The organism is Dokdonella fugitiva (genome assembly GCF_014138265.1).
Taxonomy (GTDB): domain Bacteria; phylum Pseudomonadota; class Gammaproteobacteria; order Xanthomonadales; family Rhodanobacteraceae; genus Dokdonella_A; species Dokdonella_A fugitiva_A.
Window position 1 is genome coordinate 1,208,171 of record NZ_JACGXL010000001.1, and the last position, 22,585, is coordinate 1,230,755.

At 67.9% G+C, this 22,585-nt stretch carries 20 protein-coding genes, 2 tRNA genes and 1 pseudogene; 1 reads left to right on the top strand and 22 read right to left on the bottom strand.

Annotated elements, in window-relative coordinates:
- Window positions 1–229 precede the first annotated feature (229 nt).
- From rimP to tpiA, 19 genes and pseudogenes are all read right to left on the bottom strand, one after another.
- Window positions 230–782, bottom strand: a pseudogene (gene rimP / locus FHW12_RS05555) (ribosome maturation factor RimP); the annotation flags it as partial.
- 228 nt (window positions 783–1,010) lie between these two features.
- Window positions 1,011–1,087: transfer RNA gene (locus FHW12_RS05560), tRNA-Met, on the bottom strand.
- Window positions 1,088–1,136: 49 nt separating this feature from the next.
- Entirely contained in the window at window positions 1,137–2,615 is a 1,479-nt protein-coding gene (nuoN, locus tag FHW12_RS05565; RefSeq protein WP_182529957.1) for an NADH-quinone oxidoreductase subunit NuoN, read from the bottom strand.
- A gap of 8 nt (window positions 2,616–2,623) precedes the next feature.
- Window positions 2,624–4,132 (bottom strand): NADH-quinone oxidoreductase subunit M, encoded by a 1,509-nt coding sequence (locus tag FHW12_RS05570; protein ID WP_182529958.1) that lies wholly within the window; start codon window positions 4,130–4,132, stop codon window positions 2,624–2,626.
- 19 nt (window positions 4,133–4,151) lie between these two features.
- The gene (nuoL, locus tag FHW12_RS05575; RefSeq protein WP_182529959.1) at window positions 4,152–6,206 is read right to left on the bottom strand and encodes an NADH-quinone oxidoreductase subunit L; all 2,055 of its coding nucleotides are present in this window, start codon (window positions 6,204–6,206) and stop codon (window positions 4,152–4,154) included.
- 6 nt (window positions 6,207–6,212) lie between these two features.
- Window positions 6,213–6,518 (bottom strand): NADH-quinone oxidoreductase subunit NuoK, encoded by a 306-nt coding sequence (gene nuoK / locus FHW12_RS05580; RefSeq protein ID WP_131999407.1) that lies wholly within the window; start codon window positions 6,516–6,518, stop codon window positions 6,213–6,215.
- A complete protein-coding gene (locus FHW12_RS05585; protein ID WP_182529960.1) occupies window positions 6,515–7,150 on the bottom strand; it encodes an NADH-quinone oxidoreductase subunit J in 636 nt (211 codons plus the stop codon). The genes nuoK and FHW12_RS05585 overlap by 4 nt, the downstream gene beginning before the upstream one ends.
- 13 nt (window positions 7,151–7,163) lie before the next feature.
- A complete protein-coding gene (gene nuoI / locus FHW12_RS05590) occupies window positions 7,164–7,652 on the bottom strand; it encodes an NADH-quinone oxidoreductase subunit NuoI (RefSeq protein WP_182529961.1) in 489 nt (162 codons plus the stop codon).
- 10 nt (window positions 7,653–7,662) lie between these two features.
- Window positions 7,663–8,679 carry an NADH-quinone oxidoreductase subunit NuoH gene (gene nuoH, locus FHW12_RS05595; protein ID WP_259392896.1) on the bottom strand — a complete coding sequence of 339 codons (1,017 nt, stop codon included), beginning with the start codon at window positions 8,677–8,679 and terminating at the stop codon, window positions 7,663–7,665.
- A 63-nt stretch (window positions 8,680–8,742) separates the two neighbouring features.
- A complete protein-coding gene (gene nuoG / locus FHW12_RS05600) occupies window positions 8,743–11,088 on the bottom strand; it encodes an NADH-quinone oxidoreductase subunit NuoG (RefSeq protein ID WP_182529963.1) in 2,346 nt (781 codons plus the stop codon).
- The gene (nuoF, locus tag FHW12_RS05605) at window positions 11,085–12,395 is read right to left on the bottom strand and encodes an NADH-quinone oxidoreductase subunit NuoF (RefSeq protein WP_182529964.1); all 1,311 of its coding nucleotides are present in this window, start codon (window positions 12,393–12,395) and stop codon (window positions 11,085–11,087) included. Before nuoF ends, nuoG begins: the two co-directional genes overlap by 4 nt.
- A gap of 5 nt (window positions 12,396–12,400) precedes the next feature.
- Window positions 12,401–12,928: an NADH-quinone oxidoreductase subunit NuoE gene (gene nuoE, locus FHW12_RS05610; RefSeq protein WP_182529965.1), complete on the bottom strand. Its 528-nt coding sequence runs from the start codon at window positions 12,926–12,928 to the stop codon at window positions 12,401–12,403.
- Window positions 12,925–14,178 carry an NADH-quinone oxidoreductase subunit D gene (locus FHW12_RS05615; RefSeq protein WP_182529966.1) on the bottom strand — a complete coding sequence of 418 codons (1,254 nt, stop codon included), beginning with the start codon at window positions 14,176–14,178 and terminating at the stop codon, window positions 12,925–12,927. Before FHW12_RS05615 ends, nuoE begins: the two co-directional genes overlap by 4 nt.
- Before the next feature lie 141 nt (window positions 14,179–14,319).
- A complete protein-coding gene (locus FHW12_RS05620; RefSeq protein ID WP_182529967.1) occupies window positions 14,320–15,063 on the bottom strand; it encodes an NADH-quinone oxidoreductase subunit C in 744 nt (247 codons plus the stop codon).
- 12 nt (window positions 15,064–15,075) lie between these two features.
- Window positions 15,076–15,630, bottom strand: coding sequence for a NuoB/complex I 20 kDa subunit family protein (locus FHW12_RS05625; RefSeq protein WP_182529968.1), 555 nt, complete (start codon window positions 15,628–15,630; stop codon window positions 15,076–15,078).
- 52 nt (window positions 15,631–15,682) lie between these two features.
- Window positions 15,683–16,039 carry an NADH-quinone oxidoreductase subunit A gene (locus FHW12_RS05630; RefSeq protein ID WP_182530158.1) on the bottom strand — a complete coding sequence of 119 codons (357 nt, stop codon included), beginning with the start codon at window positions 16,037–16,039 and terminating at the stop codon, window positions 15,683–15,685.
- 120 nt (window positions 16,040–16,159) lie between these two features.
- A tRNA-Leu gene (locus FHW12_RS05635) sits at window positions 16,160–16,244 on the bottom strand.
- A 5-nt stretch (window positions 16,245–16,249) separates the two neighbouring features.
- A complete protein-coding gene (secG, locus tag FHW12_RS05640) occupies window positions 16,250–16,714 on the bottom strand; it encodes a preprotein translocase subunit SecG (protein ID WP_182530159.1) in 465 nt (154 codons plus the stop codon).
- A gap of 2 nt (window positions 16,715–16,716) precedes the next feature.
- The gene (gene tpiA, locus FHW12_RS05645) at window positions 16,717–17,478 is read right to left on the bottom strand and encodes a triose-phosphate isomerase (protein WP_182529969.1); all 762 of its coding nucleotides are present in this window, start codon (window positions 17,476–17,478) and stop codon (window positions 16,717–16,719) included.
- A 116-nt stretch (window positions 17,479–17,594) separates the two neighbouring features.
- Here tpiA and FHW12_RS05650 point away from each other — a divergent pair, with 116 nt between their 5' ends.
- Window positions 17,595–18,398, top strand: a complete 804-nt coding sequence (locus FHW12_RS05650; protein WP_182529970.1) for an SDR family NAD(P)-dependent oxidoreductase — start codon at window positions 17,595–17,597, stop codon at window positions 18,396–18,398.
- A gap of 26 nt (window positions 18,399–18,424) precedes the next feature.
- Here the strand turns inward: FHW12_RS05650 and FHW12_RS05655 are convergent, their stop codons facing one another.
- The 3 genes from FHW12_RS05655 to glmM form a co-directional block, all read right to left on the bottom strand.
- Window positions 18,425–20,080 carry a hypothetical protein gene (locus tag FHW12_RS05655; protein ID WP_182529971.1) on the bottom strand — a complete coding sequence of 552 codons (1,656 nt, stop codon included), beginning with the start codon at window positions 20,078–20,080 and terminating at the stop codon, window positions 18,425–18,427.
- A gap of 118 nt (window positions 20,081–20,198) precedes the next feature.
- The gene (locus FHW12_RS05660; RefSeq protein WP_182529972.1) at window positions 20,199–21,152 is read right to left on the bottom strand and encodes an isopenicillin N synthase family dioxygenase; all 954 of its coding nucleotides are present in this window, start codon (window positions 21,150–21,152) and stop codon (window positions 20,199–20,201) included.
- 5 nt (window positions 21,153–21,157) lie between these two features.
- Complete coding sequence (gene glmM / locus FHW12_RS05665; protein ID WP_182529973.1) at window positions 21,158–22,519, bottom strand: phosphoglucosamine mutase; 1,362 nt, start codon at window positions 22,517–22,519, stop codon at window positions 21,158–21,160.
- Window positions 22,520–22,585 lie beyond the last annotated feature (66 nt).

A 22,585-nucleotide genomic window follows, 5' to 3' on the forward strand; every position in this document is an offset into this window, starting at 1 on the left:
GGCTTCATCTTCGGCATCCGGGTGGCATCGCTACCGCCCGAACGACGACTTCAATCCTGTTTGTTACCGCTTCGGCCGACCGGGTCGACCGGGCCTCACGCTTCGTTGGGTACTTCGGTATTGCTTCCATAACCCCGCCCATCCTACGGACGGGCTGCCCCCTCGACTCAAGCGGGCTCCATTCCGCCATCCGGTGGCTTCGCTGCCGGATGACGCCTGCAAACCGTCCTTCTACGCCCGGCGAACCGGACGCTTCCTCACTTCTTCTTCCGCTTCGGTTGCGCGGGCGGCTCCGGCTTGCCGGGGCGCGCCGGGGCGAGTCCGAGTGCGACGTAGTCGGGCACGAGGCGCGCCTTCGCGATGTTCGCATGCGCGATCTCGACCAGCTTGCCGTCCTGGTCGATCGTCACGCGCTCGTCGTCGACCGCGTCGATGCGGCCCTGGAACCGGCGTCGCCCGTCGAGCGGCAGGTTCACCGAGATCTTCACCTGCTCGCCGCGGAACCGCTCGAAATGCGCGGGCGTGAACAGCGGCCGCTCGAGGCCCGGCGACGACACTTCGAGCGTGTAGCGCCCGGCGACCGGGTCGTTGACGTCGAGCAGTGCGGAAATCTCGCGGCTCGCGCGTTCGCAATCGTCGATCGTGACGCCGCGCTCCGGCTCGTCGATGTAGACGCGCAGCAGGCTGCCGCCCGCGTTCGGGCTGAATTCGATGCCGACCAGCTCGAGGCCGAGGTCGGCGATCGCGGGTTCCAGCAGCTGGCTCAGTTCGTCGTTCGTCATGTCTACCGTCGCGATCGTCCCTGACCGCCCGAGGCAAGGGCGCCGGCTTGGCCGCACTTGCGGAAAAAGCGAAAACACAAACAAAAAATGGGCACGAGGCCCATTCCGTAGTTCGCCGTTGTGTCGCATCCAACATCGGCGGATGCCGCCCGAAGGCGACCGGCGCGTCCTGCGCCTGGTCAGAAAAAAAGCCGCTCGAGGCGGCCTTTTCCCTGGACCTCTTGAAACTGGTAGCGGGGGTAGGATTTGAACCTACGACCTTCGGGTTATGAGCCCGACGAGCTGCCAGACTGCTCCACCCCGCACCGAGCTACGCAGTGTAGCGGTAACACTCCGTCACGGCAAGCCCGCTGTTCAGCGCGGGATCAGCGCGGCGACCGCGAACGCGCGATCGCACCAGTCGAGCAGAGGGCCCCACGCGACGCCGAGCGCGAGCAGCGCGAGGCCGTTCAGCGAAAGCACCCAGCGGAAGCCGCGGTCGCGCGGCAGCTCTAGCACGGTCGCGTCGTGCGGCTCGTCGAAGTACATGACCTTGACCACGCGCAGGTAGTAGTAGAGGCCGATGATCGCGAACACGATCGCGACGATCGCGAGCCACATCTGCCCGGCGTCGATGACCGCCTTGAGCACCATGAGCTTGGCGAAGAAGCCGAACAGCGGCGGCACGCCCGCGAGCGAGAACATCGCGATCGCCATCACGCCCGCGTACCACGGGTTGCGCTGGTTCAGCCCCTTGAAGTCGTCGATCTCCTCGGCTTCGAAGCCCGCGCGCGCGAGCAGCATGATCATGCCGAACGCGACCGCCGCCATCAGCGCGTAGCTGATCACGTAGAACATCGCCGCCGCGTAGCCGGACGCGCTGCCGTTGACGAAGCCGAGCAGCAGGAAGCCGACGTGCGAGATGGTCGAATAGGCGAGCATGCGCTTGAGGTTCGTCTGCGCGATCGCGAACACGTTGCCGATCGCCAGCGACAGCACCGCGAGCACGCCGAGCATCTGCGTCCAGTGCACGTGCATGCCGCCCATCGCGCCGTCGAGCAGGCGCCAGGTCATGCCGAACGCGGCGATCTTCGAGGCCGAGCCGACGAACAGCGTGACCGCGGTCGGCGCACCCTGGTAGACGTCGGGCAGCCACATGTGGAACGGCGCGGCGCCGAGCTTGAACGCCGAGCCGACCACGAGGAAGACGAGGCCGAACGCGAGCAGCATGCGATGCGGGCTGTTCGCCGAGAAGTCGGCGATCGCGTGGATCTTCGCCAGGTCGAGCGTGCCGGTCGCGCCGTAGATCATCGACATGCCGTACAGCAGCAGGCCCGAGGCGAGCGCGCCGAGCACGAAATACTTGATCGCCGCCTCGCTCGACACGGCCGAGTCGCGATTGAGCGCGACCAGCGCGTACGAACTCAGGGTCAGCAGCTCGAGGCCGAGGTAGACCGTGACGAGGTTGCCGGCCGAGACGAGCAGCATCATGCCGAGCGTCGCGAACAGCAGCAGCAGGTAGAACTCGCCGACGAACAGCTTGCGCCCGCGCAGGTAATCGCGGCTGTAGAGGAACACGAGGCCGGTCGTCAGCAGCACGAATACCTTGAGCACGGTGGCGACGCCGTCGCGCAGGAACATGCCGTTGAACGCGGCGATGCTCGCGCCTTGCGCCGGGGCGTCGCGCCAGACCAGCACGCCGGTGGCGAGCAGCGCGGCGAGCGACAGCCAGTGCGTGACGTCGCGCTGCGTCGGCTTGAGGAAAAGGTCGATCAGCAGGATCGTGCAGGTGGCGCCGAGCAGGAACAGCTCCGGCAGCATCGTCGCGAGATCGGCGGGGTTGAACTGGATCATGTCGGGGCTCACGTCTTGGCCAGGCTGAGCTGCTGCACGAGCTGCTGCACGGCAGGCTCCATGAGGTCGGTCAGCGGCTTCGGATACACGCCGACCGCGAGCACGCCGGCGGCGAACGCGCCGAGCACGATCCATTCGCGCGCGTCGAGGTCCTTCATCTTCGCGACCTTGTCGTTGCCGACCTCGCCGAACACGACGCGCTTGACCAGCCACAGCGTGTAGGCGGCGCCGATGATCAGGGTGAACGCGGCGACCGCAGCGATCAACGGGCTGTCCTGGAACGCCGCGAGGATGACCATGAACTCGCCGACGAAGCCGGACGTGCCCGGCAGGCCGCAGTTGGCCATCGCGAACAGCACCATGAACGCGGCGAACCACGGCATCACGTTCACGATGCCGCCGTAGTCCTTGATCATGCGCGTGTGCAGGCGGTCGTACATGACGCCGATGCAGGAGAACATCGCGCCCGAGACGAAGCCGTGCGAGATCATCTGGACCATCGCGCCCTGGATCGCGAGGCGCGCGCCGACCGGGTTGGCGTTGACGCGCACGAGCGCGAGCGCGACGAAGATGCCGAGCGTGACGAAGCCCATGTGCGCGATCGACGAGTACGCGACGAGCTTCTTCATGTCCTCCTGCACCAGCGCGACGTAGCCGATGTAGACCACCGCGATCAGCGACATCGCGATGACGACCCATGCGTATTCCTGCGACGCGTCCGGCGTGATCGGCAGCGAGAAGCGCACGAAGCCGTAACCGCCGACCTTCAGCATGATCGCGGCCAGGATCACCGAACCGCCGGTCGGCGCCTCGACGTGCGCGTCCGGCAGCCAGGTGTGCACCGGCCACATCGGCACCTTGATCGCGAACGCGATGAGGAAGGCGAAGAACAGCCACGCCTGCTCCTTCGCGCCGAGGCTCGCGTGGGCGAACGCGTCGAGCGAGAACTCGCCGGTCTTCACGTGCAGGTAGATCAGTCCGACCAGCATGAAGATCGAGCCGAGGAACGTGTAGATGAAGAACTTCAGGGTCGCGTAGACGCGCCGCGGGCCGCCCCAGATGCCGATGAGGATGAACATCGGGATCAGCATGCCCTCGAAGAACACGTAGAACAGCAACGCGTCGGTCGCCGCGAACACGCCGACGAGCAGGCCCTCGAGCGCGAGCATCGCGGCCATGTACTGCGACACGCGCTCTTCGATCGGGCCCCACGCACCGAGGATTACGAGCACGCTCGTGAACGTGGTCAGCACGATCAGCGCGATCGCGATGCCGTCGACACCGAGCGCGTAGTTCGCGTTGAGCGCGGGGATCCAGGCGAGCTTCTCGACGAACTGCATGCCCGGGATCGCCGGCAGGTAGTCCATCCACAGCGGGATCGACAGCAGGAACGTCGCGACGGTGGTCGCCAGCGCGAGCCAGCGCGCGGTGTTCGCCTGCCGGCCGAACGCGAGCACGGCGATCGCGCCGAGCATCGGCAGCCAGATCAGGAGACTCAGAAGATGCGGGAGATGCATGGTCGTGTCAGTCCGTCGATCAGGGTGCCAGGTGGTTGACCCACCACACGCCACCGAGCAGCGCGATCAGGCCGAGGATCATGGCGAAGGCATAGTGGTAGAGGTAACCGGACTGCAGCCAGCGCACGGTCGCGGAGACGCGGTCGACCAGCGCGGCCGAGCCGTTCACCGCGACGCCGTCGATGAGGCCGGCGTCGCCGCCCTTCCACAGCCCGCGGCCGAGCGCGATGCCGCCGCGCGCGAACACGGCCTGGTAGAGCTCGTCGACCCAGTACTTGTTGTTGAGCATCGTGTAGAGCGGGCGGAGTGCGCTCTTGAAGCGTTCCGTCACGCCCGGGTTGAACAGCCAGATCCAGGTCGCGACCGCGAAGCCGGCGAACGCGATCCAGAACGGCGCCTGCGTGAACCCGTGCAGCACCATATGGAGCGGATCGTGGAATTCCTTGCCGATCTCGCCGAGCACGTCGCGGCCCTCTTCCTGGCTCACGCGGATCGCACCGCCGAACCAGCCGCCGAACAGCATCGGCCCGACCGTGAACCAGCCGATGACCACCGACGGAATCGCGAGCAGCACGAGCGGCAACGTGATCACCCACGGCGACTCGTGCGGCGCATGCGCGAGATGCCCCGGCTCTTGGTGGCCGTGATCGTCATGATGGTCGTCGTGGTGACCGTGCCCATGGTGGTGAGCGTCGACGACGAAGCGCTCCTTGCCGTGGAACGTCTTGTAGAGCAGGCGGAAGCTGTACAGCGCGGTCACGAACACGCCGGCCATCACGCAGAAGTACGCGTAGCCCGAACCCCAGCGATGCGACTCGCCGACCGCCTCGATGATCGCGTCCTTGGAGAAGAAGCCGGCGAAGCCGGGCGCTCCCGCGAGCGCGAGCGAGCCGAGCCACATCGTGATCCAGGTGATCGGCATGTATTTGCGCAGGCCGCCCATGTAGCGCATGTCCTGCTCGTGGTGCATCGCGACGATGACCGAGCCGGCGCCGAGGAACAGCAGTGCCTTGAAGAACGCGTGCGTCATCAGGTGGTAGACGCCGCCCGCGTACGCGGACACGCCGAGCGCGACCGTCATGTAGCCGAGCTGCGACAACGTCGAGTAGGCGACCACGCGCTTGATGTCGTTCTGCACGATGCCGATCAAGCCGGTGAACAGCGCGGTCGTCGCGCCGATCACGAGCACGAACGACAGCGCGGTCTCGCTGAGCTCGAACAGCGGCGACATGCGCGCGACCATGAAGATGCCGGCGGTCACCATCGTCGCGGCGTGGATCAGCGCGGAGATCGGCGTCGGGCCTTCCATCGAGTCCGGCAGCCACACGTGCAGCGGCACCTGCGCCGACTTGCCCATCGCGCCGACGAACAGGCAGACGCAGACGATCGTCGCGACGTGCCATGGGTGGCCGGCGAAGATCTCGACCGTGCGCGTGAGCGCGACGTCGGACGCGGTCGCCCCGAACACCTGCGAATAGTCGAGCGAGCCGAACCAGAACAGCACGCCGGCGATGCCGAGCAGGAAGCCGAAGTCGCCGACGCGGTTGACGAGGAACGCCTTCATGTTGGCGAAGATCGCGCTCGGCCGCTTGAACCAGAAGCCGATTAGCAGGTACGACACGAGGCCGACCGCCTCCCAGCCGAAGAACAGCTGCAGGAAATTGTTGCTCATGACCAGCATGAGCATCGAGAACGTGAACAGCGCGATGTAGCTGAAGAAGCGCTGGAAGCCGTCGTCGTCGGCCATGTAGCCGATCGTGTAGACGTGCACCATCAACGAGACGAAGGTGACGACCACCATCATCATCGCGGTGAGGCGGTCGACGAGGAAGCCGACGTGCGCGCCGAACGAGCCGACCTGGAACCAGGTGTAGAGGTTCTCGTTGAACGTCGTCGCGCCGCCCCAGACGAGCTGGTAGAGCACGTGGAACGACAACGCGCACGAAAGCAGCACGCCGGCGATCGTGACGCCCGCGGCGCCCTTGCGGCCGACCTGGTTGCGCAGCAGGCCCGCGACGAGTGCGCCGAACAGCGGCGCGAGGACGATGACGAGCAGGATGGTTTTCGAGAGCATCGTCGATCAGCCCTTCATCGAATCGATTTCGGTGACGTTGATCGTCGCGCGGTTGCGGAACAGCACGACGAGGATCGCGAGGCCGATCGCCGACTCGGCCGCGGCGACCGTGAGGATGAAGAACACGAACACCTGGCCCGACGGGTCGCCGAGGAAGCGCGAGAACGCGACGAAGTTGGTGTTGACCGCGAGCAGCATCAGCTCGATCGCCATCAGCAGGGTGATGACGTTCTTGCGGTTGATGAAGATGCCCGCGACCGCGATGCAGAACAGCACCGCGCCGAGCGTGAGGAAGTGCGCGAGCGTGATCACGGCGTGGTCTCCCCGGTCTTGTCGGCGGCCGGCGCGGGCTTCTCCGCGGCCATCTTGACGATGCGCACGCGATCGCGCGCCTGCACCATGACCTGCCGGCCCGGATTCTGCGTGCGCGTGCCGGTGCGGCGGCGCAGGGTGAGCGGAATCGCCGCCACGATCGCGACGGTCAGGATCAGCGCGGCGACCTCGAACGGCAGCAGGAACTGGCTGAACAGCGCGTTGGCGAGCCAGGACGTGTTCGACATGCCCGCGGCGGCGGCCGGCTCCGGCGGCGCCGGCAGCTGCATCGAGCGCACGCCGATGAGTCCGAGCATCTCGACCAGCATGACGACCGCGACGACGATGCCGACCGGTAGCGCGCGCACGAAGCCTTCGCGCAGCGGGTCGAGGTCGAGGTCGAGCATCATCACGACGAACAGGAACAGCACCATCACCGCGCCGACGTAGACGAGCACGAGCGCGATCGCGAGGAACTCGGCGTCGGCGAGCAGCCAGGTGCACGCGGTCGAGAAGAACGTGAGCACGAGGCAGAGCGCGGCGTGCACGGGGCTGCGCACCGAGATCACCGCGAGCGCGGCGCCCACGGTGATCGCGGCGAAGGCGTAGAAGCAGATCAGCTGGAAGCTCATGGGTCAGTGTCCGTCAGCGGAACGCCGCGTCCTGCGCGCGCGCGGCCGCGATCTCCTTCTCGAAGCGGTCGCCGATCGCGAGCAGCTGCGGCTTCGTCACGACGTTCTCGCCGCGCTTCTCGAAGTGGTATTCGTGGATCGAGGTCTCGACGATCGAGTCCACCGGGCAGCTCTCTTCGCAGAAGCCGCAGAAGATGCACTTGAACAGGTCGATGTCGTAGCGCGTGGTGCGGCGCGTGCCGTCCTCGCGCGGCGCCGAATCGATGGTGATCGCGAGCGCCGGGCACACCGCCTCGCACAGCTTGCATGCGATGCAGCGCTCCTCGCCGTTCGGATAGCGGCGCAACGCGTGCAGCCCGCGGAAGCGGTTCGACTTGGGGATGTGTTCCATCGGGTAGCGCACCGTGTACTTCGGGCGCCACAGGTACTTGAACGTCAGCCCGAGGCCGGCCAGCAGCTCCAGCAGCATCAGACTCTTGAGATAGCTCGTGACTCGATTCATTGCCATCGCCTCAAGCGCCCGCCGTGACCCAGCCGAAGTACTTCATGCAACCCGCCACGAACACCCACACGATCGTGATCGGGATGAACACCTTCCAGCCGAGCCGCATGATCTGGTCGTAGCGGTAGCGCGGGAAGCTCGCGCGGAACCAGACGTAGGCGGTCGCGAAGAAGAACACCTTGAGGAAGAGCCACGGCCAGCCGCCCTTCCAGATCCAGTCGACGTACCAGGCGACGTCCGCATGCACCCAGCCCTGGATCGGGCTCAGCCAGCCACCGAGGAACAGGATCGGCGCGAGGAACGACACCAGGATCATGTTCGCGTACTCGGTCAGGAAGAACACCGCGAACGGCGCACCCGAGTACTCGACGTGGAAGCCCGCGACGATCTCCGACTCGCCTTCGGCGACGTCGAACGGTGCGCGGTTCGTCTCGGCGACGCCCGAGACGAAGTAGATGACGAACATCGGCAGCAGAGGCAGCCAGAACCAGTCGAACAGACCCTTGCCGCCCGCCTGCGCCTGCACGATGTCGCTGAGGTTGAGGCTGCCCGCGAGGATCAGCACGCTGACGAGCGAGAAGCCCATCGCGATCTCGTAGCTGACGACCTGCGCGGCGGAACGCATCGCGCCGAGCATCGCGTAGCGCGAGTTCGACGCCCAGCCGGCGAGGATGATGCCGTACACGCCCATCGAGGTCATCGCGAGCAGGAACAGCAGTCCGGCATTCGCGTTCGACCAGGCGACGTTCGGGCCGATCGGGATCACCGCCCACGCCGCGAACGACGGGATCAACGCCCACAGCGGCGCGAGCAGGAACAGCGTCTTGTTGGAATTCGCCGGATAGACGACTTCCTTGAGCAGCAGCTTGAAGACGTCGGCGAAGGTCTGCGCGAGACCGAACGGGCCGACCTTGTTCGGCCCCATGCGCACGTGCATCCAGCCAATGACCTTGCGTTCCCACCACACGTACATCGCGACGCCGATGATCAGCGGCACGAGCGGCAGCAGCAGCAGGCCGAGCGCCATCGACAGCGTCGGGAACGTCGACACGAACCAGTGGAAGGCGGCGATGATCGAGTCCATGCGTCGTCAGGCCTTCGTGATGTCGAGGGAGGCGCCGTGCGGCGGCAGGTGCGCCGAACCCTTGAGGCCGGCCTCGATCCACGCACCGCCGCGCGGCACGCGGGTCGACAGCTCGACCGGGAGTTCGACGCCGGACACGCGTGCGGTCGCGCCGGCGCCGAGGCCGAGTGCGAGCGCGTCTTCCGGGTGCAGGGTCACGCACGCGGGGCGCGCGAGCGGATGCGCCTGCAGCGCGGGCGAACGACGCACGACCGCGTCCGACGCATAGATCGCCGTAGTCGCGATGCGCACGAGGCGGCCGTGCGCGGGTTCGATGCGCGGGCGCAGCGCATTCGTCGCGGTGACCGGCGAGGCGCCGTCCGCGGCCATCTGCGCGCGCACGTCGTCGATCGCGGTGAACTCGAAGCCGGGGATCGAGAGCGCGGCGCCGAGCGCGCGCAGCACCTTCCAGCCCGGGCGCGCGTCGCCCGGCAGCTTCGCTGCCGCGTCGATCGTCTGCGTCGTACCGTCGAGATTGGTGTAGCTGCCGTCGATTTCCGGCGGCAGGCCGATCGGCAGCACCGCGTGCGCGGTGCGCTGCACGCCGTTGCACGCGTACGCGCCGACGTAGACGCAGAACTGCGCCTCGGTGCGCGCGCGGTCGAATGCGGCGGGCGCGCTCGTGTCCTGCGAACCCGTGTGGTAGACGACGAGGTGCTTCGGCGGATTGGCGAGCAGCGCGCCCGCATCGCGGCCGCCCTGGCGCGGCTGCGCGCCGGCGCGGGCGAGGCCGACCGCGTTCGCGCCGCCCGGGATCTCGTCGACGGCCGAATGCGTGACCTTCGCGACGAAGCGGGCCGCCGCGCGCAGCGACGACGCGTTCGGATGGTTGAGCGCGGTTTCGCCGAGGAGGATGACCGACTCCGGCGCGTCGGCGAGCAGCTTGAACAACGCCTGCGCCTTCGCATCGGCGGAGAGGCCGGCGATCGCCTGCGCGAGCGCGGACGATTCCGGCAGGTGGCCGGCGTCGTTCGCCGCCTTGGCGAGGCCGAGCAGCGCATCGAGCATCGCCGCCGGCGTGACGATCGCCTTGCCGGCGAGGTCGAAGTTGAAGTCGAAATCGACCGGGTTGATCGCGTGCACCTTCGCGCCCGCGCGCACCGCCTTGCGGATGCGCTGCGCGAGCAGCGGGATCTCGTGGCGCGGGTTGCAACCGACGAGCAGGATCGCCTTCGCCTTGTCGATCGCCGCGATCGGCATCTCGAACGGCGTGGCGACCGGCGCATCGGCGAAATCGAGCGTGCGCAGGCGATGGTCGACGTGGTCGCTGCCGATGCCGCGCAGCAGGCGGCCGAGCAGGAAGCCTTCCTCGTTCGAGGTGAGCGGCGCGACCAGCGCGCCGACGTCGCCGCGCGCGTCGCGCAGGTGGTCGGCGACGAACGCGAGCGCTTCGGCCCAGCTCGCTTCGACGAGTTCGCCGTTGCGACGGATCATCGGCTTCTGCGCGCGGTCTTTCGCACGCAGGCCGTCGCTCGAATAGCGGTCGCGGTCCGAGGCCCAGCACTCGTTGACCGCCTCGTTGTCGCGCGGCACGGCGCGCAGCACTTCACCACGCCGCGTGTGCAGCCAGAGGTTGGTGCCGAGCGCGTCGTGATAGCCGATCGATTCGCGCGCGATGAGTTCCCACGCGCGCGCCTTGAACCGAAAGGGCTTGTTCGTCAGCGCGCCGACCGGGCAGACGTCGATGACGTTGCCGGACAGCTCGCTCATGAGCGGCTTGCCGACGTAGGTGCCGATCTGCAGGCGCTCGCCGCGCTCCATGCCGCCGAGCTCGTAGGTGCCCGCGATGTCCGCCATGAAGCGCACGCAGCGCGTGCACTGGATGCAGCGCGTCATCTCCGTCTCGACCAGCGAACCGAGGTCCTCGTCCGGCACGACGCGCTTCTTCTCGACGAAGCGCGACACCGAGCGGCCGTAGCCCATCGACAGGTCCTGCAGTTCGCACTCGCCACCCTGGTCGCAGATCGGGCAGTCCAGCGGATGGTTGATCAGCAGAAACTCCATCACGTTGCGCTGCGCCGACAGCGCGCGCTGCGACTGCGTCTGGATCTTCATGCCGTCGGCGACCGGCGTCGCGCAGGCCGGCTGCGGCTTGGGCATCGGCTTGCCGCCCATCTCGACTTCGACCATGCACATGCGGCAGTTGGCGGCGATCGGCAGCTTTTCGTGGTAGCAGAAGCGCGGGATCGCGATGCCGGCCTTGTCGGCCGCGGCGATGATCATGGAATTCTTCGGCACGACCATCGACTTGCCGTCGATCTCGATCGTGACGTGATCCGGCGGCACGGCCGGTGCGGTGGGTTGCGCGCTCATGCGGCCGCTCCCAGGTGCGCGTCGACGATCGATCGACCGTTCCTGATGAAGTATTCGAACTCGTTCCAGTAGTGCCGCAGCATGCCCTGCACCGGCCACGCGGCGGCCTCGCCGAACGCGCAGATCGTGTGGCCTTCGATCTGGCCCGCGGCGGCCTTGAGGATGTCGAGGTCGCCGAGCTCGGCCTTGCCTTCGACGATGCGCGTGAGCATGCGGTACATCCAGCCGGTGCCTTCGCGGCACGGCGTGCACTGGCCGCACGATTCGGCGTAGTAGAAGCGCGCGATGCGCTGGCACGCGCGCACCATGCAGGTCGTTTCGTCCATCACGATGACCGCGCCCGAACCGAGGCCGGAGCCGGCCTTCTGGATCGCGTCGTAATCCATCGTCAGCGCCATCATCGTCTCGGCCGGCAGCACCGGCATCGACGAACCGCCCGGGATCACCGCCTTGAGCTTGTGGCCGTTGCGCACCCCGCCGGCCATCTCGAGCAGATCCTTGAACGGCGTACCGAGGCGGATCTCGTAGTTGCCCGGCTTGTTGACGTGCCCGGACACCGAGAAGATCTTCGGACCGCCGTTGTTCGGCTTGCCGAGGTTGAGGAACCAGTCGGCGCCCTTGTTGAGGATCGCCGGCACCGACGCGTACGTCTCGGTGTTGTTGATCGTGGTCGGCCGGCCGTACAGGCCGAAATTCGCCGGGAACGGCGGCTTGAAGCGCGGCTGGCCCTTCTTGCCTTCGAGCGATTCCATCAGCGCGGTTTCCTCGCCGCAGATGTAGGCGCCGGCGCCGAGTGCATTGTGGATGTCGACGTCGATGCCGCTGCCCTGGATGTTCTTGCCGAGCAGGCCCGCCGCGTACGCGTCCTTGAGCGCCTGTTCGATGTGCTCGAACGGCTCGTGATGGAATTCGCCGCGCAGGTAGTTGTAGGCGACGGTCGAGCCGGTCGCGTAGCAGGCGATCGCCAGGCCTTCGACGACCGCATGCGGATTGAAGCGCAGGATGTCGCGGTCCTTGCAAGTGCCCGGCTCGGATTCGTCCGAGTTGCAGAGGATGTACTTCTGCATCGTGCCCTTGGGCATGAACGACCACTTGAGACCGGTCGGGAAGCCCGCGCCACCGCGACCACGCAGGCCGCTCTTCTTCACCTCGTCGACGATCGACGCGGGGTCGGGCTTCTCGGCGAGGATCTTCTTCCACGCCTTGTAGCCATCGACCTTCAGATAGTTGTCCAGCGTCCACGGCTGCTCGAATTGCAGCGTCGTGTAGACGACCTGGTGTTCCTGCGGTGCGGGACCATATGCCATATGGGTTACTTCAATTCGTCGAGAATCCGGTCGACCTTCTGGATCGTCAGGTTCTCGTGGTAGTGGCCGTTCACGACCATCATCGGCGCGCCGCAGCACGCGGCCAGGCATTCCTCTTCCTTCTTGAGGTAGATGCGACCGTCCTTGCTGCTCTCGCCGAGCTTGATGCCGTACTTCTCTTCGCAGTGGCGCACGATGTCCTCGGCGCCGTTGAGCCAGCACGAGATGTTGGTGCAGATCGCCACGTTGTGGCGGCCGACGGGGTTCGTCTCGAACATCGAATAGAAGGTCGCGACCTCGTAGCCCCACACCTGCGGCAGGCCGAGGTACTTCGTCACGGCGGTGATCAGTTCGTCGGTGAGGTGGCCGCCGTTCTGCTCCTGCGCGGCCCACAGGCCCTGGATCAGCGCCGAACGCTTGCGGTCGGGCGGGAACTTCGCGACCCAGTGGTCGATGTGCTCGCGCGTGTGCGCGTTCAGCGCGACCAGCGGATCGACGTCCCTGACCGCCTCGTAGGTACCGGTCGCCTTCATCGGTCGACTTCTCCAAAAACGACGTCGTAGGTGCCGATCATCGCGACGACGTCCGGCAGCATGTGGCCGCGCACGATCGCGTCCATCGACGACAGGTGCACGAAGCTCGGCGCGCGGCACTTCAGGCGGAACGGCTTGTTCGCGCCGTCCGAGACGAGGTAGATGCCGAACTCGCCCTTCGGCGCCTCGACCGCGCTGTAGGTCTCGCCGGCCGGCACCGAATAGCCTTCGGTGAACAGCTTGAAGTGGTGGATCAGCGCTTCCATGTCGTCCTTCATCTCGACACGCGAAGGCGGCGCGACCTTGTAGTTGCGCACCATCACCGGACCCGGGTTCGCGCGCAGCCAGTCCACGCACTGCTTGATGATCCGGTTCGACTGGCGCATCTCCTCGACGCGCACGAGATAGCGGTCGTAGCAGTCGCCCTTCACGCCGACCGGAATGTCGAAGTCGACGTCCGCGTACTTCGCGTACGGCTGCTTCTTGCGCAGGTCCCACTCGACGCCCGAGCCGCGCAGCATCGGGCCACTCATGCCCCACGCGAGCGCCTGTTCCGGCGAGACGATGCCGATGTCGACGGTGCGCTGCTTCCAGATGCGGTTGTTCGTCAGCAGTTCTTCGTACTCGTCGACGCGGCGCGGGAAATCGGCGCAGAACGCATCGAGGAAGTCGAGCATCGAACCGCCGCGCCACGCGTTGCGGCGCTCGAGGTCCTTGCCCTTGTGCCACTTCGACTCGCCGTACTTGGGCATCACTTCCGGCAGGTCGCGATAGACGCCGCCGGGGCGGTAGTAGGTCGCGTGCATGCGTGCGCCGCTGACCGCCTCGTAGCAGTCCATGAGCTCTTCGCGCTCGCGGAACGCGTACAGGAACACCGCCATCGCGCCGAGGTCGAGCGCGTTCGAACCGACCCACATGAGGTGGTTCAGGATGCGCGTGATCTCGTCGAACATCGTGCGGATCCACTGCGCGCGTTCCGGCGCCTCGACGCCGAGCAGGCTCTCGATCGCGCGCACGTAGGCGTGCTCGTTGCACATCATCGAGACGTAGTCGAGGCGATCCATGTAGCCGATCGACTGGTTGAACGGCTTCGACTCGGCGAGCTTCTCGGTCGCGCGATGCAGCAGGCCGATGTGCGGATCCGCACGCACGATCGTCTCGCCGTCCATCTCCAGCACCAGGCGCAGCACGCCGTGCGCAGCCGGATGCTGCGGGCCGAAGTTCATCGTGTAGTTCTTGATTTCCTGCATGTCGACGGTCCGAACTACATCAAGCGATCAAAAGAATGAAACACGGAGCACACGGAGCACACGGAGGAAGAGCTTTTCCATTCATCGCTTTCTCCGTGTGCTCTGTGTGCTCCGTGTCGAAAGCTTTGGCTTTGCCTGCATTCACTTCTTGCGCTCCGCGGCGGCTTCCGCCTGGGCCTGGTCGTAGCGCGAGTCGTCGCGGATCGTGCGCGGCACGAGCACGCGCGGCTCGACCGAAGTCACCGGTTCGTACACGACGCGTCGCTTGTCGGGGTCGTAGCGCACCTCGACGTTGCCGATCAGCGGGAAGTCCTTGCGGAACGGATGGCCGACGAAGCCGTAGTCGGTGAGGATGCGACGCAGGTCCGGGTGGCCTTCGAACACGATGCCGTAGAGGTCGAACGCCTCGCGTTCGAACCAGTCGGTGCTCGGCCACACGCCGATCAGCGACGGCACGCCCGGCAGGTCGTCGTCGGTGCAGAGCGCGCGCATGCGCAGGCGGCGGTTGTGGCGCACCGACAGCAGGTGCACGACGACGCCGAAGCGGCGCGGGATATGCGCCGGATGCGGGCGGTCGGCCCAGTCGAAACGTCCCGGTCCCTCGCCCTCGACGCCGCGCGAGAAGCCGGTCCACGACACGTCGGTCGTGTCCCATTCGGCCTGGCCGTAGGAAAGATAATCGACGCCGCAGAGGTCGACGAGTTGCTCGAAGTGCAGCTCCGCGTCGTCGCGCAGGATCGCCGCGACGGCGAGCCAGTTCTCCGGCAGCACCTCGATCGTGATTTCGCCGCGCGCCTCGTCGAGGCGCACGAGTTTCTGGCCGAGCTTCGCCTCGAGCTGCTGCACGAAGGCGGGGCGGCCGCTGACTGCCGTTGTTTCGCTCATGTCCGGATTCCGCTAGCGCGCGATCGTGTTGGTGCGGCGGATCTTCTTCTGCAGCTGCAGGATGCCGTGGATCAGCGCTTCGGCCGTCGGCGGGCAGCCCGGCACGTAGACGTCGACGGGCACGATCCGATCGCAGCCGCGCACGACCGCATACGAGTAGTGGTAGTAGCCGCCGCCGTTCGCGCAGCTGCCCATCGAGATGACCCATTTCGGGTCGGGCATCTGGTCGTAGACCTTGCGCAACGCGGGCGCCATCTTGTTGACGAGCGTGCCGGCGACGATCATCACGTCGGACTGGCGCGGGCTCGGGCGGAAGATCACGCCGTAGCGGTCGAGGTCGAGGCGCGCGGCTCCCGCGTGCATCATCTCGACGGCGCAGCAGGCGAGGCCGAACGTCATCGGCCACATCGAGCCGGTGCGCGCCCAGTTGACGAGTTCGTCGAGGCGCGCGGTGGCGAAGCCGCGCTGGATCAGCGGGTTGTCGTCACCCGGACGCAGGATGTCGTCGACGACGTTGACCGGCTCCGGGTTGTGCATCGACTCGCCGATGCGGGATACGAGACTCATGCGTGAATCCTCGAAGGGCCGGATGCGCGCGAATGCGCCGCTGCGCGGAACGTCATTCCCATTCCAGCGCCCCCTTCTTCCAGACGTAGACGAAACCGATCACGAGCAGCAGCAGGAACATGCCCATCTCGACGAGGCCGACCATGCCGAGCTTGCCGAACACGGTCGCCCACGGAAACACGAAGGCGATTTCCAGGTCGAAGATGATGAACAGGATCGCGATCAGGTAATAGCGCACGTCGAAGCGCATGCGCGCGTCCTCGAACGCCTCGAAGCCGCATTCGTACGGCGAGGCCTTTTCCGCAGTGGGCTTGCGCGGACCGAGCAGGTTGCCGATGACGATCAGCGCGATGCCGATCACGGCGGAGACCGCGAGGAACAACAGGACCGGGAAGTACTCGGTCAGCACAGACACCTCCGCGCCGTGGGCGCATCAGCGATCGCGACGGCGCAGCCGGCGCGACGACGGTAAAGAAGATCCGGCACGGCGGCTGCGGACATTGCGTCCGCGGCCGCCGGTCGAATCGAGTGGTGCCCAAGAGAGGACTCGAACCTCCACGGGTTTCCCCGCTACCACCTCAAGGTAGTGCGTCTACCAATTCCGCCACCTGGGCACTGCTTACTTTCCGTCCTTCCCCTCTTGCTTGGTCGCCGTCGCGGCCGGCTTGTCGGCAGCCACCGCGGGCTTGTCCGGAGTCGCGGCGGTCGGCGCCGGCGTGTCGCCCGAGGCCGCCGGAGCGGTCGGAGCCGGCACGTCGCTGCCCGCGGCCGGAGCCGGAGCGGTTTCCGGTTTCGCCGGGGCGGCGACACCGGACATGACGCCGAGATCGTCGGCGGCACTCGTAGCCGTGCCGGTACGACCCAGGTAAATGCCCATGCCGAGGCTGAGCAGGAAGAACAAACCCGCGAGTACCGCCGTGCTGCGCGAAAGGAAATTCGCCGAACCGCGCGCACCGAAGACGGTCGCCGACGCGCCGCCACCGAAGCCCGACCCTGCGGCGGCGCCTGCGCCGCGCTGCAAAAGGATCAGGACGATCATGGCGATCGCGATCAGCACATAGAAAACGTTGGCAACAATCGACAGCATCAGTCGCTCTTCACAGGTGCGGCGCAAGCGCAGATGGCGAGGAAATCCGCAGCCACCAGCGATGCCCCGCCGATCAATCCGCCATCCACATCGGGCAGGCCGAACAACTCGGCCGCGTTGGCGGGTTTGACGCTGCCGCCATACAGGAGCCGCAGCGAGTTGGCGATTGTAGCATCCTGTTTACGGAATTTGCCACGCATGAATGCATGCACCGCCTGGGCCTGCTCCGGCGTGGCGGTCCGGCCCGTGCCGATCGCCCAGACCGGCTCGTACGCGACCACCGCCTGCGCGAACGCGGCGATGCCCGCGGCCGCGATCACCGCATCGAGCTGGCGCGCGATCACGTCCTCGGTCGTGCCGTCCTCGCGCTCGGCCAGCGTCTCGCCGACGCAAAGGATCGGCACGAGGCCCGCAGCCTGCGCGGCGACGAACTTCGCCGCGACGCGCGCGTCGCTCTCGGCGTGGTACTGGCGGCGTTCGGAATGACCGACGAGCACGCAGGTGCAACCGATGTCGTGCAGCATCGCGCCCGACACTTCGCCCGTGTACGCGCCCTGCGCGTGTTCGCTCAGATCCTGCGCACCGAATGCGATGCCGCTGCCGCGCTGCGCGGCGACGAGGCCGTCGAGGTACGGGAACGGCGGCAACACGGCGACGTCGGCGTGCGCCGGCAGCGCGGCCGCGATGCGGCCGACGAGTTCGCCGGCCATCGCGCGCGAACCGTGCATCTTCCAGTTTCCGGCGACGAGCGGGCGGCGCATGGCAGCTCCGGGCTGACGAAAGGCGCGCAAGGATAGCGGCGACCCCGAAGGGCGGCAACGGCTGACGCGCGGCGGCGGAACGACTACCCTGCCCGTTGCCACGGAGATCCCGAACGATGCCCTCGTCGCTGCATGCCCTCGTCACCGGCGCATCCGCCGGCATCGGCGCGGAATTCGCGCGCCAGCTCGCCGCGAGCGGTTGCGGCGTCGTGCTCACCGCGCGCCGCGCCGACCGCCTCGAAGCGCTCGCCGGCGAGCTGCGCGAAAGGCACGAGGTCGACGTCGTCTGCCTGCCGGCCGATCTCGCCGATCCGCGGGCGCCGGCGCAATTGTTCGAGGAGTGCGCGCGACGCGGCCTCGCGATCGACGTGCTCGTCAACAACGCGGGCTACGGCGTCACCGGCTCGTTCCTGTCGCGCCCGTGGCAGACGCACGCGGATTTCATCCAGGTGCTGATGACCGCACCGGCCGAGCTGTGCCATCGGTTCCTGCCGGCGATGCGCGAGCGCGGCCGCGGCCGCATCGTCAATGTCGCCTCGCTCGCCGGACTCATCCCCGCACCTGCCGGCCACACGCTGTACGCGGCGTCGAAGGCGTACCTGATCAAGTTCTCGCAGGCGCTGTCGCTGGAGAACCGCGCGTACGGCGTGCACGTGCTCGCCTGCTGCCCCGGCTTCACCCATTCGGAATTCCACGACGTGACCGGCACGCGCGAGCAGATGAAGGGCATGCCGCGCTGGATGTGGATGGACGCCGACACGGTCGTGCGCGACGCGCTCGCCGCGGTCGACCGCGGCGATTCGATCCGCGTCAGCGGCCGCATCAACCGCGCGATCAAGGGACTCGTCAAGCTGCTGCCGGACCGCCTCGGCGAGCGCCTGATCGCCGGCGGCGGCAAGAATTTCCGCGATTCGACCTGACGCGCGACCCCGCCATGCGGACGCGGCTACGGCACGCCGGAAACGGCCGGCGGCGCCGCGAGATCGGCGCGGACTTCGTCGAACCCGCGGCCGTTCCAGCGCAGGTAGCGCATGCGCTTACCGGCATCGGCGTCGCTCGCAGCCTGCGCGTCGAGATAGGCGATCGTCGCGCCACCGACGCGCAGCCACGGCACGTCGCGGCCGTCGGCTTGCAACGGGTGGTACGGCAACGCCGCGGACGCGTCGACCGACGCCGGCATCAGGAAGAACCAGGTCGGATAGTTCGCGTGGAACCAGCACGGCGCGACGCGTGCGAGGTCCGCATCGAGCGCCTTCACGACGCTGTCCATCGACACGAACACGCTCCATTCCGGCGCCGGCTCGATGCCGAGGAACATGACATGGCACGGCGCGGACGGCAGCGCGAGCGCATCGACCGCGTCGACCGCCGCGTGCGCGACCGCGGCATTGCGCACCGATCCTTCGGCGAACGCCTGCGCGCCGCGGCGCGCGTTCGCCCCGAACGCGACGAGCACGCCCGCGGCGATCACGCCGAGCAGCGGACCGTACGCGGCGATGCGCGTGCGCCATGCACGGTCGAGCACGGTCGCGAGCACGATCGCGCCGCCGGCGATGCCGAGGTAGTAGAGGCGCGACTGCATCGCCGCCTCGATCGCCGACTCGCCGGTGCCGAGTGCGTGTGCGTTGAGCGCGGCGACCGGCGCCTGCAGCAGCGCCGGCGACACCAGCAGGACGAGCCCGCACGCCACGATCGCGACGTCGTCGCGCCCCGGCAGGCGCGCGCTGCGCAGCGCCGGCAGCGAGGCCAGCACGAGCACGACCAGCACGCCGCGCGCGTAGCCGTCCAGGCGTGGCCAGAACGTGAGGTAGCCCGGCGCCTGGTGCAACCACGCGCCGACACCCGTAAGGATTGCCTCGTCGAGCGGCGTCGTACCGGTGATGCCGCTCGCCGCCGTGCCGAGTACGCGTGCGCGCCAGCCGAAGTAGGCCGCGGCGCACAGCGCGGCCGCCACGCACGCGACCACCGCGCGACGCCGCTGCGCGGGCACGGTGACGGCCTGCCGCAGCCACAGCGCACCGGCCGCCGCGACGGCGACGAGGCCGATCTCCTTCGACAGCATCGCCGCGAGCGCGGCGAGCAGCGTCGCGGCGAGCCACCCGCGGCCGCCGCCGTCGCGATACTCCACCGCCGCGACGAGGGCGAGCAGCACGAACAGCGACGCGAGCAGGTCGAAGCGCGCCGACCACCAGAGCACCGGGCCCGTCGCCGCCGGATGCAACGCGAACGCGAGCGTCGCGAGCACGGCCGGCCACGGCGCGATGCGCAGCCGGCGCAGCAGCATGAACAGGGTGAGCGCGACAGCCGCGTGCAGCGCGAGGTCGGACCATGCATGCGCCGCATAGTCGTTGCCGAACAGGTGCACGCCGAGCCACATCGAGGCGAAGCCGAGCGGGCGGAACACCGAGCCCGGCACCGGGAAATGATCGTGCGCGAACAGCGGCCACGGCGAACCGACGAGGCGCACGAAGGCGAGCTGGAAGTAGTCGTCGCGGCCCCAGTCGCCGTGCACGCCGGGCGCGAGCACGAACACGATCGCCGCGACGATGAGTGCGATCGGCCAGAAGCGCGCGCGGGAAGCGGGAGGCGGAGTGCTGCGCATGGTCGGCGGCGTCGGATCCGGAGGCGGCTCGTAGGCCGGACGCGCGCCGCGCGGCCGGCAACATCGCAATCGGCGAAACCACGCCGGCCGACCTGCGGTCGTCCGGCCTGTGCGGTCCTCAGATCAGCTTGATCTCGCGCAACCGCTCCTGCAGGTACTCGTGCGCAGTGATCGGCTGCGGGTAGCGGTTCGGGTTGTCGACACCGATGCACGAAGGCAGCGCGTCGATGATGAAGTCCGGGTTCGGGTGCAGGAAGAACGGCACCGAATAGCGCGGCTTGCGCGCTTCCTCGCCCGGCGGGTTGACGACGCGGTGCGTCGTCGACGGATAGACGTGGTTGGTCAGGCGCTGCAGCATGTCGCCGATGTTGACGACGATCGTGTCGGCGTCCGCGGTGAACGGCACCCACTCGCCCTTGCGCGACTTCACCTCGAGCCCCTGCGCGCTCGCACCGACGAGCAGGGTGATGAGATTGATGTCCTCGTGCGCACCGGCGCGCACGTTCGGGATGTCCGGCGCGGTGATCGGCGGATAGTGGATCGGGCGCAGGATCGAGTTGCCGAAGTTCGTCTTGTCGTCGAAATAGGCTTCCGGCAGGTCGATGTGCAGCGCGAGCGCGCGCAGCACGCGCGAACCGAGCGCGTCGAGCGCGTCGAACAGGCCGTAGCCGTAGCGCTGGAACCCGGCCACTTCGGTCGGCCACAGGTTCGGCGCCATCACGTCGGCGTACTTCGAGTCGCGCGGGATCTCGCGGCCGATGTGCCAGAACTCCTTGAGGTCCGGGTACTTCGAATCCTTCGCGGTCTCGACGCCGAACGGCGTGTAGCCGCGCGCGCCACCGCCGCCCTTGACGTGGTACTTCATCTTCACGTCGGCGGGCAGCGCGAAGAACGCCTTGAACACGTCGTACGCGCCGTCGACGAGATCCTGCGCGATGCCGTGGCCGCGGATGCCCGCGAAGCCCCACTCGCGATAGGCCGCGCCGAGTTCGGCGACGAACGCGTCGCGGTCGCTGCTGCTGGACGGCTCGCTGTAACGGCGGATGTCGAGGGTCGGGATGCGTGAAGTCATGGCGGTCAGGCGTTGGTCGTCGTGGATGCTGCCGATCTTACGGCGTCGGCGAGTTCGCCGGCGAGCCGCTCGACGAGGTCGGCGTCGCCGGCCTCGACCGTCACGCGCACGAGCGGCTCGGTGCCGGACGGGCGCAGCACGACGCGCCCCTGCCCCTCGAGTTCGGCGCGCACGCGCGCGTGGACCTGCTGCACGCGGGCGTCGGCCACGAGCGCCGCGGCGCCGCCGGCGACGCGCACGTTCACCGTCGTCTGCGCGACCTTGCGCATGCCGACGACGGCTTCGTCGAGGCCGCGGCCGCTGCGGCGGAGCACGTCGAGCACCTGCAGCGCGCTGACGATCGCGTCGCCGCTGCTCGCGCGATCGAGCGTGAGGATGTGGCCGGACGTCTCGCCGCCGAGGACGCCGTGGTGCTGCTTGAGCTGCTGCAGCACGTAGCGGTCGCCGACGTTGGCGCGGATGAACGGCACGCCGAGTTCGCCCATCGCGCGCTCGAGCCCGTAGTTGCTCATGAGCGTGCCGACCAGCGGGCCGCGCAGGCGGCCGCTCGCGTGCCAGTCGCTCGCGAGCACGTAGAGCAGTTGGTCGCCGTCGACGAGTTCGCCGCGGCGATCGACCATCTGCACGCGATCGCCGTCGCCGTCGAACGCGATGCCGAGGTCCGCGCCCGCGGCGACCACCGCGCGCTGCAGCGCCTGCGGATGGGTCGAGCCGACGTCGCGGTTGATGTTGAGGCCGTCCGGCTGCGCGCCGATCGCGGTCACCTTCGCGCCGAGTTCACCGAACACGGTCGGCGCGATCTGGTACGTCGCGCCGTGCGCGCAGTCGAGCACGATGCCGAGGCCGCGCAGGTTCAGCGCCGCGGGTACGGTGCCCTTGCAGAATTCGGCGTAGCGCACGACCGCGTCGCGCACGCGCACGACCTTGCCGATCGATTCGGACGCGACCGTCGTGAACGGCGCGTCGAGTTCGGCCTCGATCGCCGCCTCGACGTCGTCGTCGAGCTTCTCGCCTTCGGCGGAGAAGAACTTGATGCCGTTGTCGTGGTGCGGGTTGTGCGAGGCGCTGATGACGATGCCTGCGCTCGCGCGCAGCGAGCGCGTGAGGTAGGCGACCGCGGGCGTCGGCATCGGGCCGAGCAGGCTCACGCCGGCGCCCGCCGAGACGAGCCCGGCCTCGAGCGCCGACTCGAACATGTAGCCGGACACGCGCGTGTCCTTGCCGATGACGACGTTGACCGCCTGCCCGCGCGCGGCGAGCACGCTGCCGACCGCGCGGCCGAGCTTGAGCATGAACTCCGCCGTGATCGGCCATTCGCCGACCCTGCCGCGGATGCCATCGGTGCCGAAATACCTGCGTGCGTTCACGTCGTTCCCTGCGTCGGCTCTTGTGCGTCGGCTCTTGAAAACGCGAACGCCCCGGCGTGCGGGGCG

Excerpts from the sequence above, each read along its gene's own strand:
- nuoI (WP_182529961.1), bottom strand. The coding sequence starts at position 7,652 with ATGAATCGAGTCACGAGCTATCTCAAGAGTCTGATGCTGCTGGAGCTG.
- nuoF (WP_182529964.1), bottom strand. The coding sequence starts at position 12,395 with ATGGCATATGGTCCCGCACCGCAGGAACACCAGGTCGTCTACACGACG.
- nuoL (WP_182529959.1), bottom strand. The coding sequence starts at position 6,206 with ATGCTCTCGAAAACCATCCTGCTCGTCATCGTCCTCGCGCCGCTGTTC.
- nuoG (WP_182529963.1), bottom strand. The coding sequence starts at position 11,088 with ATGAGCGCGCAACCCACCGCACCGGCCGTGCCGCCGGATCACGTCACG.
- tpiA (WP_182529969.1), bottom strand. The coding sequence starts at position 17,478 with ATGCGCCGCCCGCTCGTCGCCGGAAACTGGAAGATGCACGGTTCGCGC.
- FHW12_RS05650 (WP_182529970.1), top strand. The coding sequence starts at position 17,595 with ATGCCCTCGTCGCTGCATGCCCTCGTCACCGGCGCATCCGCCGGCATC.
- FHW12_RS05655 (WP_182529971.1), bottom strand. The coding sequence starts at position 20,080 with ATGCGCAGCACTCCGCCTCCCGCTTCCCGCGCGCGCTTCTGGCCGATC.
- FHW12_RS05660 (WP_182529972.1), bottom strand. The coding sequence starts at position 21,152 with ATGACTTCACGCATCCCGACCCTCGACATCCGCCGTTACAGCGAGCCG.
- FHW12_RS05615 (WP_182529966.1), bottom strand. The coding sequence starts at position 14,178 with ATGCAGGAAATCAAGAACTACACGATGAACTTCGGCCCGCAGCATCCG.
- FHW12_RS05625 (WP_182529968.1), bottom strand. The coding sequence starts at position 15,630 with ATGAGTCTCGTATCCCGCATCGGCGAGTCGATGCACAACCCGGAGCCG.
- nuoE (WP_182529965.1), bottom strand. The coding sequence starts at position 12,928 with ATGAAGGCGACCGGTACCTACGAGGCGGTCAGGGACGTCGATCCGCTG.
- nuoH (WP_259392896.1), bottom strand. The coding sequence starts at position 8,679 with ATGGCGCTCGGCCTGCTGCTGCTGCCGCTCGTGCCGCTGATCATCGGC.
- FHW12_RS05620 (WP_182529967.1), bottom strand. The coding sequence starts at position 15,063 with ATGAGCGAAACAACGGCAGTCAGCGGCCGCCCCGCCTTCGTGCAGCAG.
- FHW12_RS05585 (WP_182529960.1), bottom strand. The coding sequence starts at position 7,150 with ATGAGCTTCCAGCTGATCTGCTTCTACGCCTTCGCCGCGATCACCGTG.
- FHW12_RS05570 (WP_182529958.1), bottom strand. The coding sequence starts at position 4,132 with ATGCATCTCCCGCATCTTCTGAGTCTCCTGATCTGGCTGCCGATGCTC.
- nuoN (WP_182529957.1), bottom strand. The coding sequence starts at position 2,615 with ATGATCCAGTTCAACCCCGCCGATCTCGCGACGATGCTGCCGGAGCTG.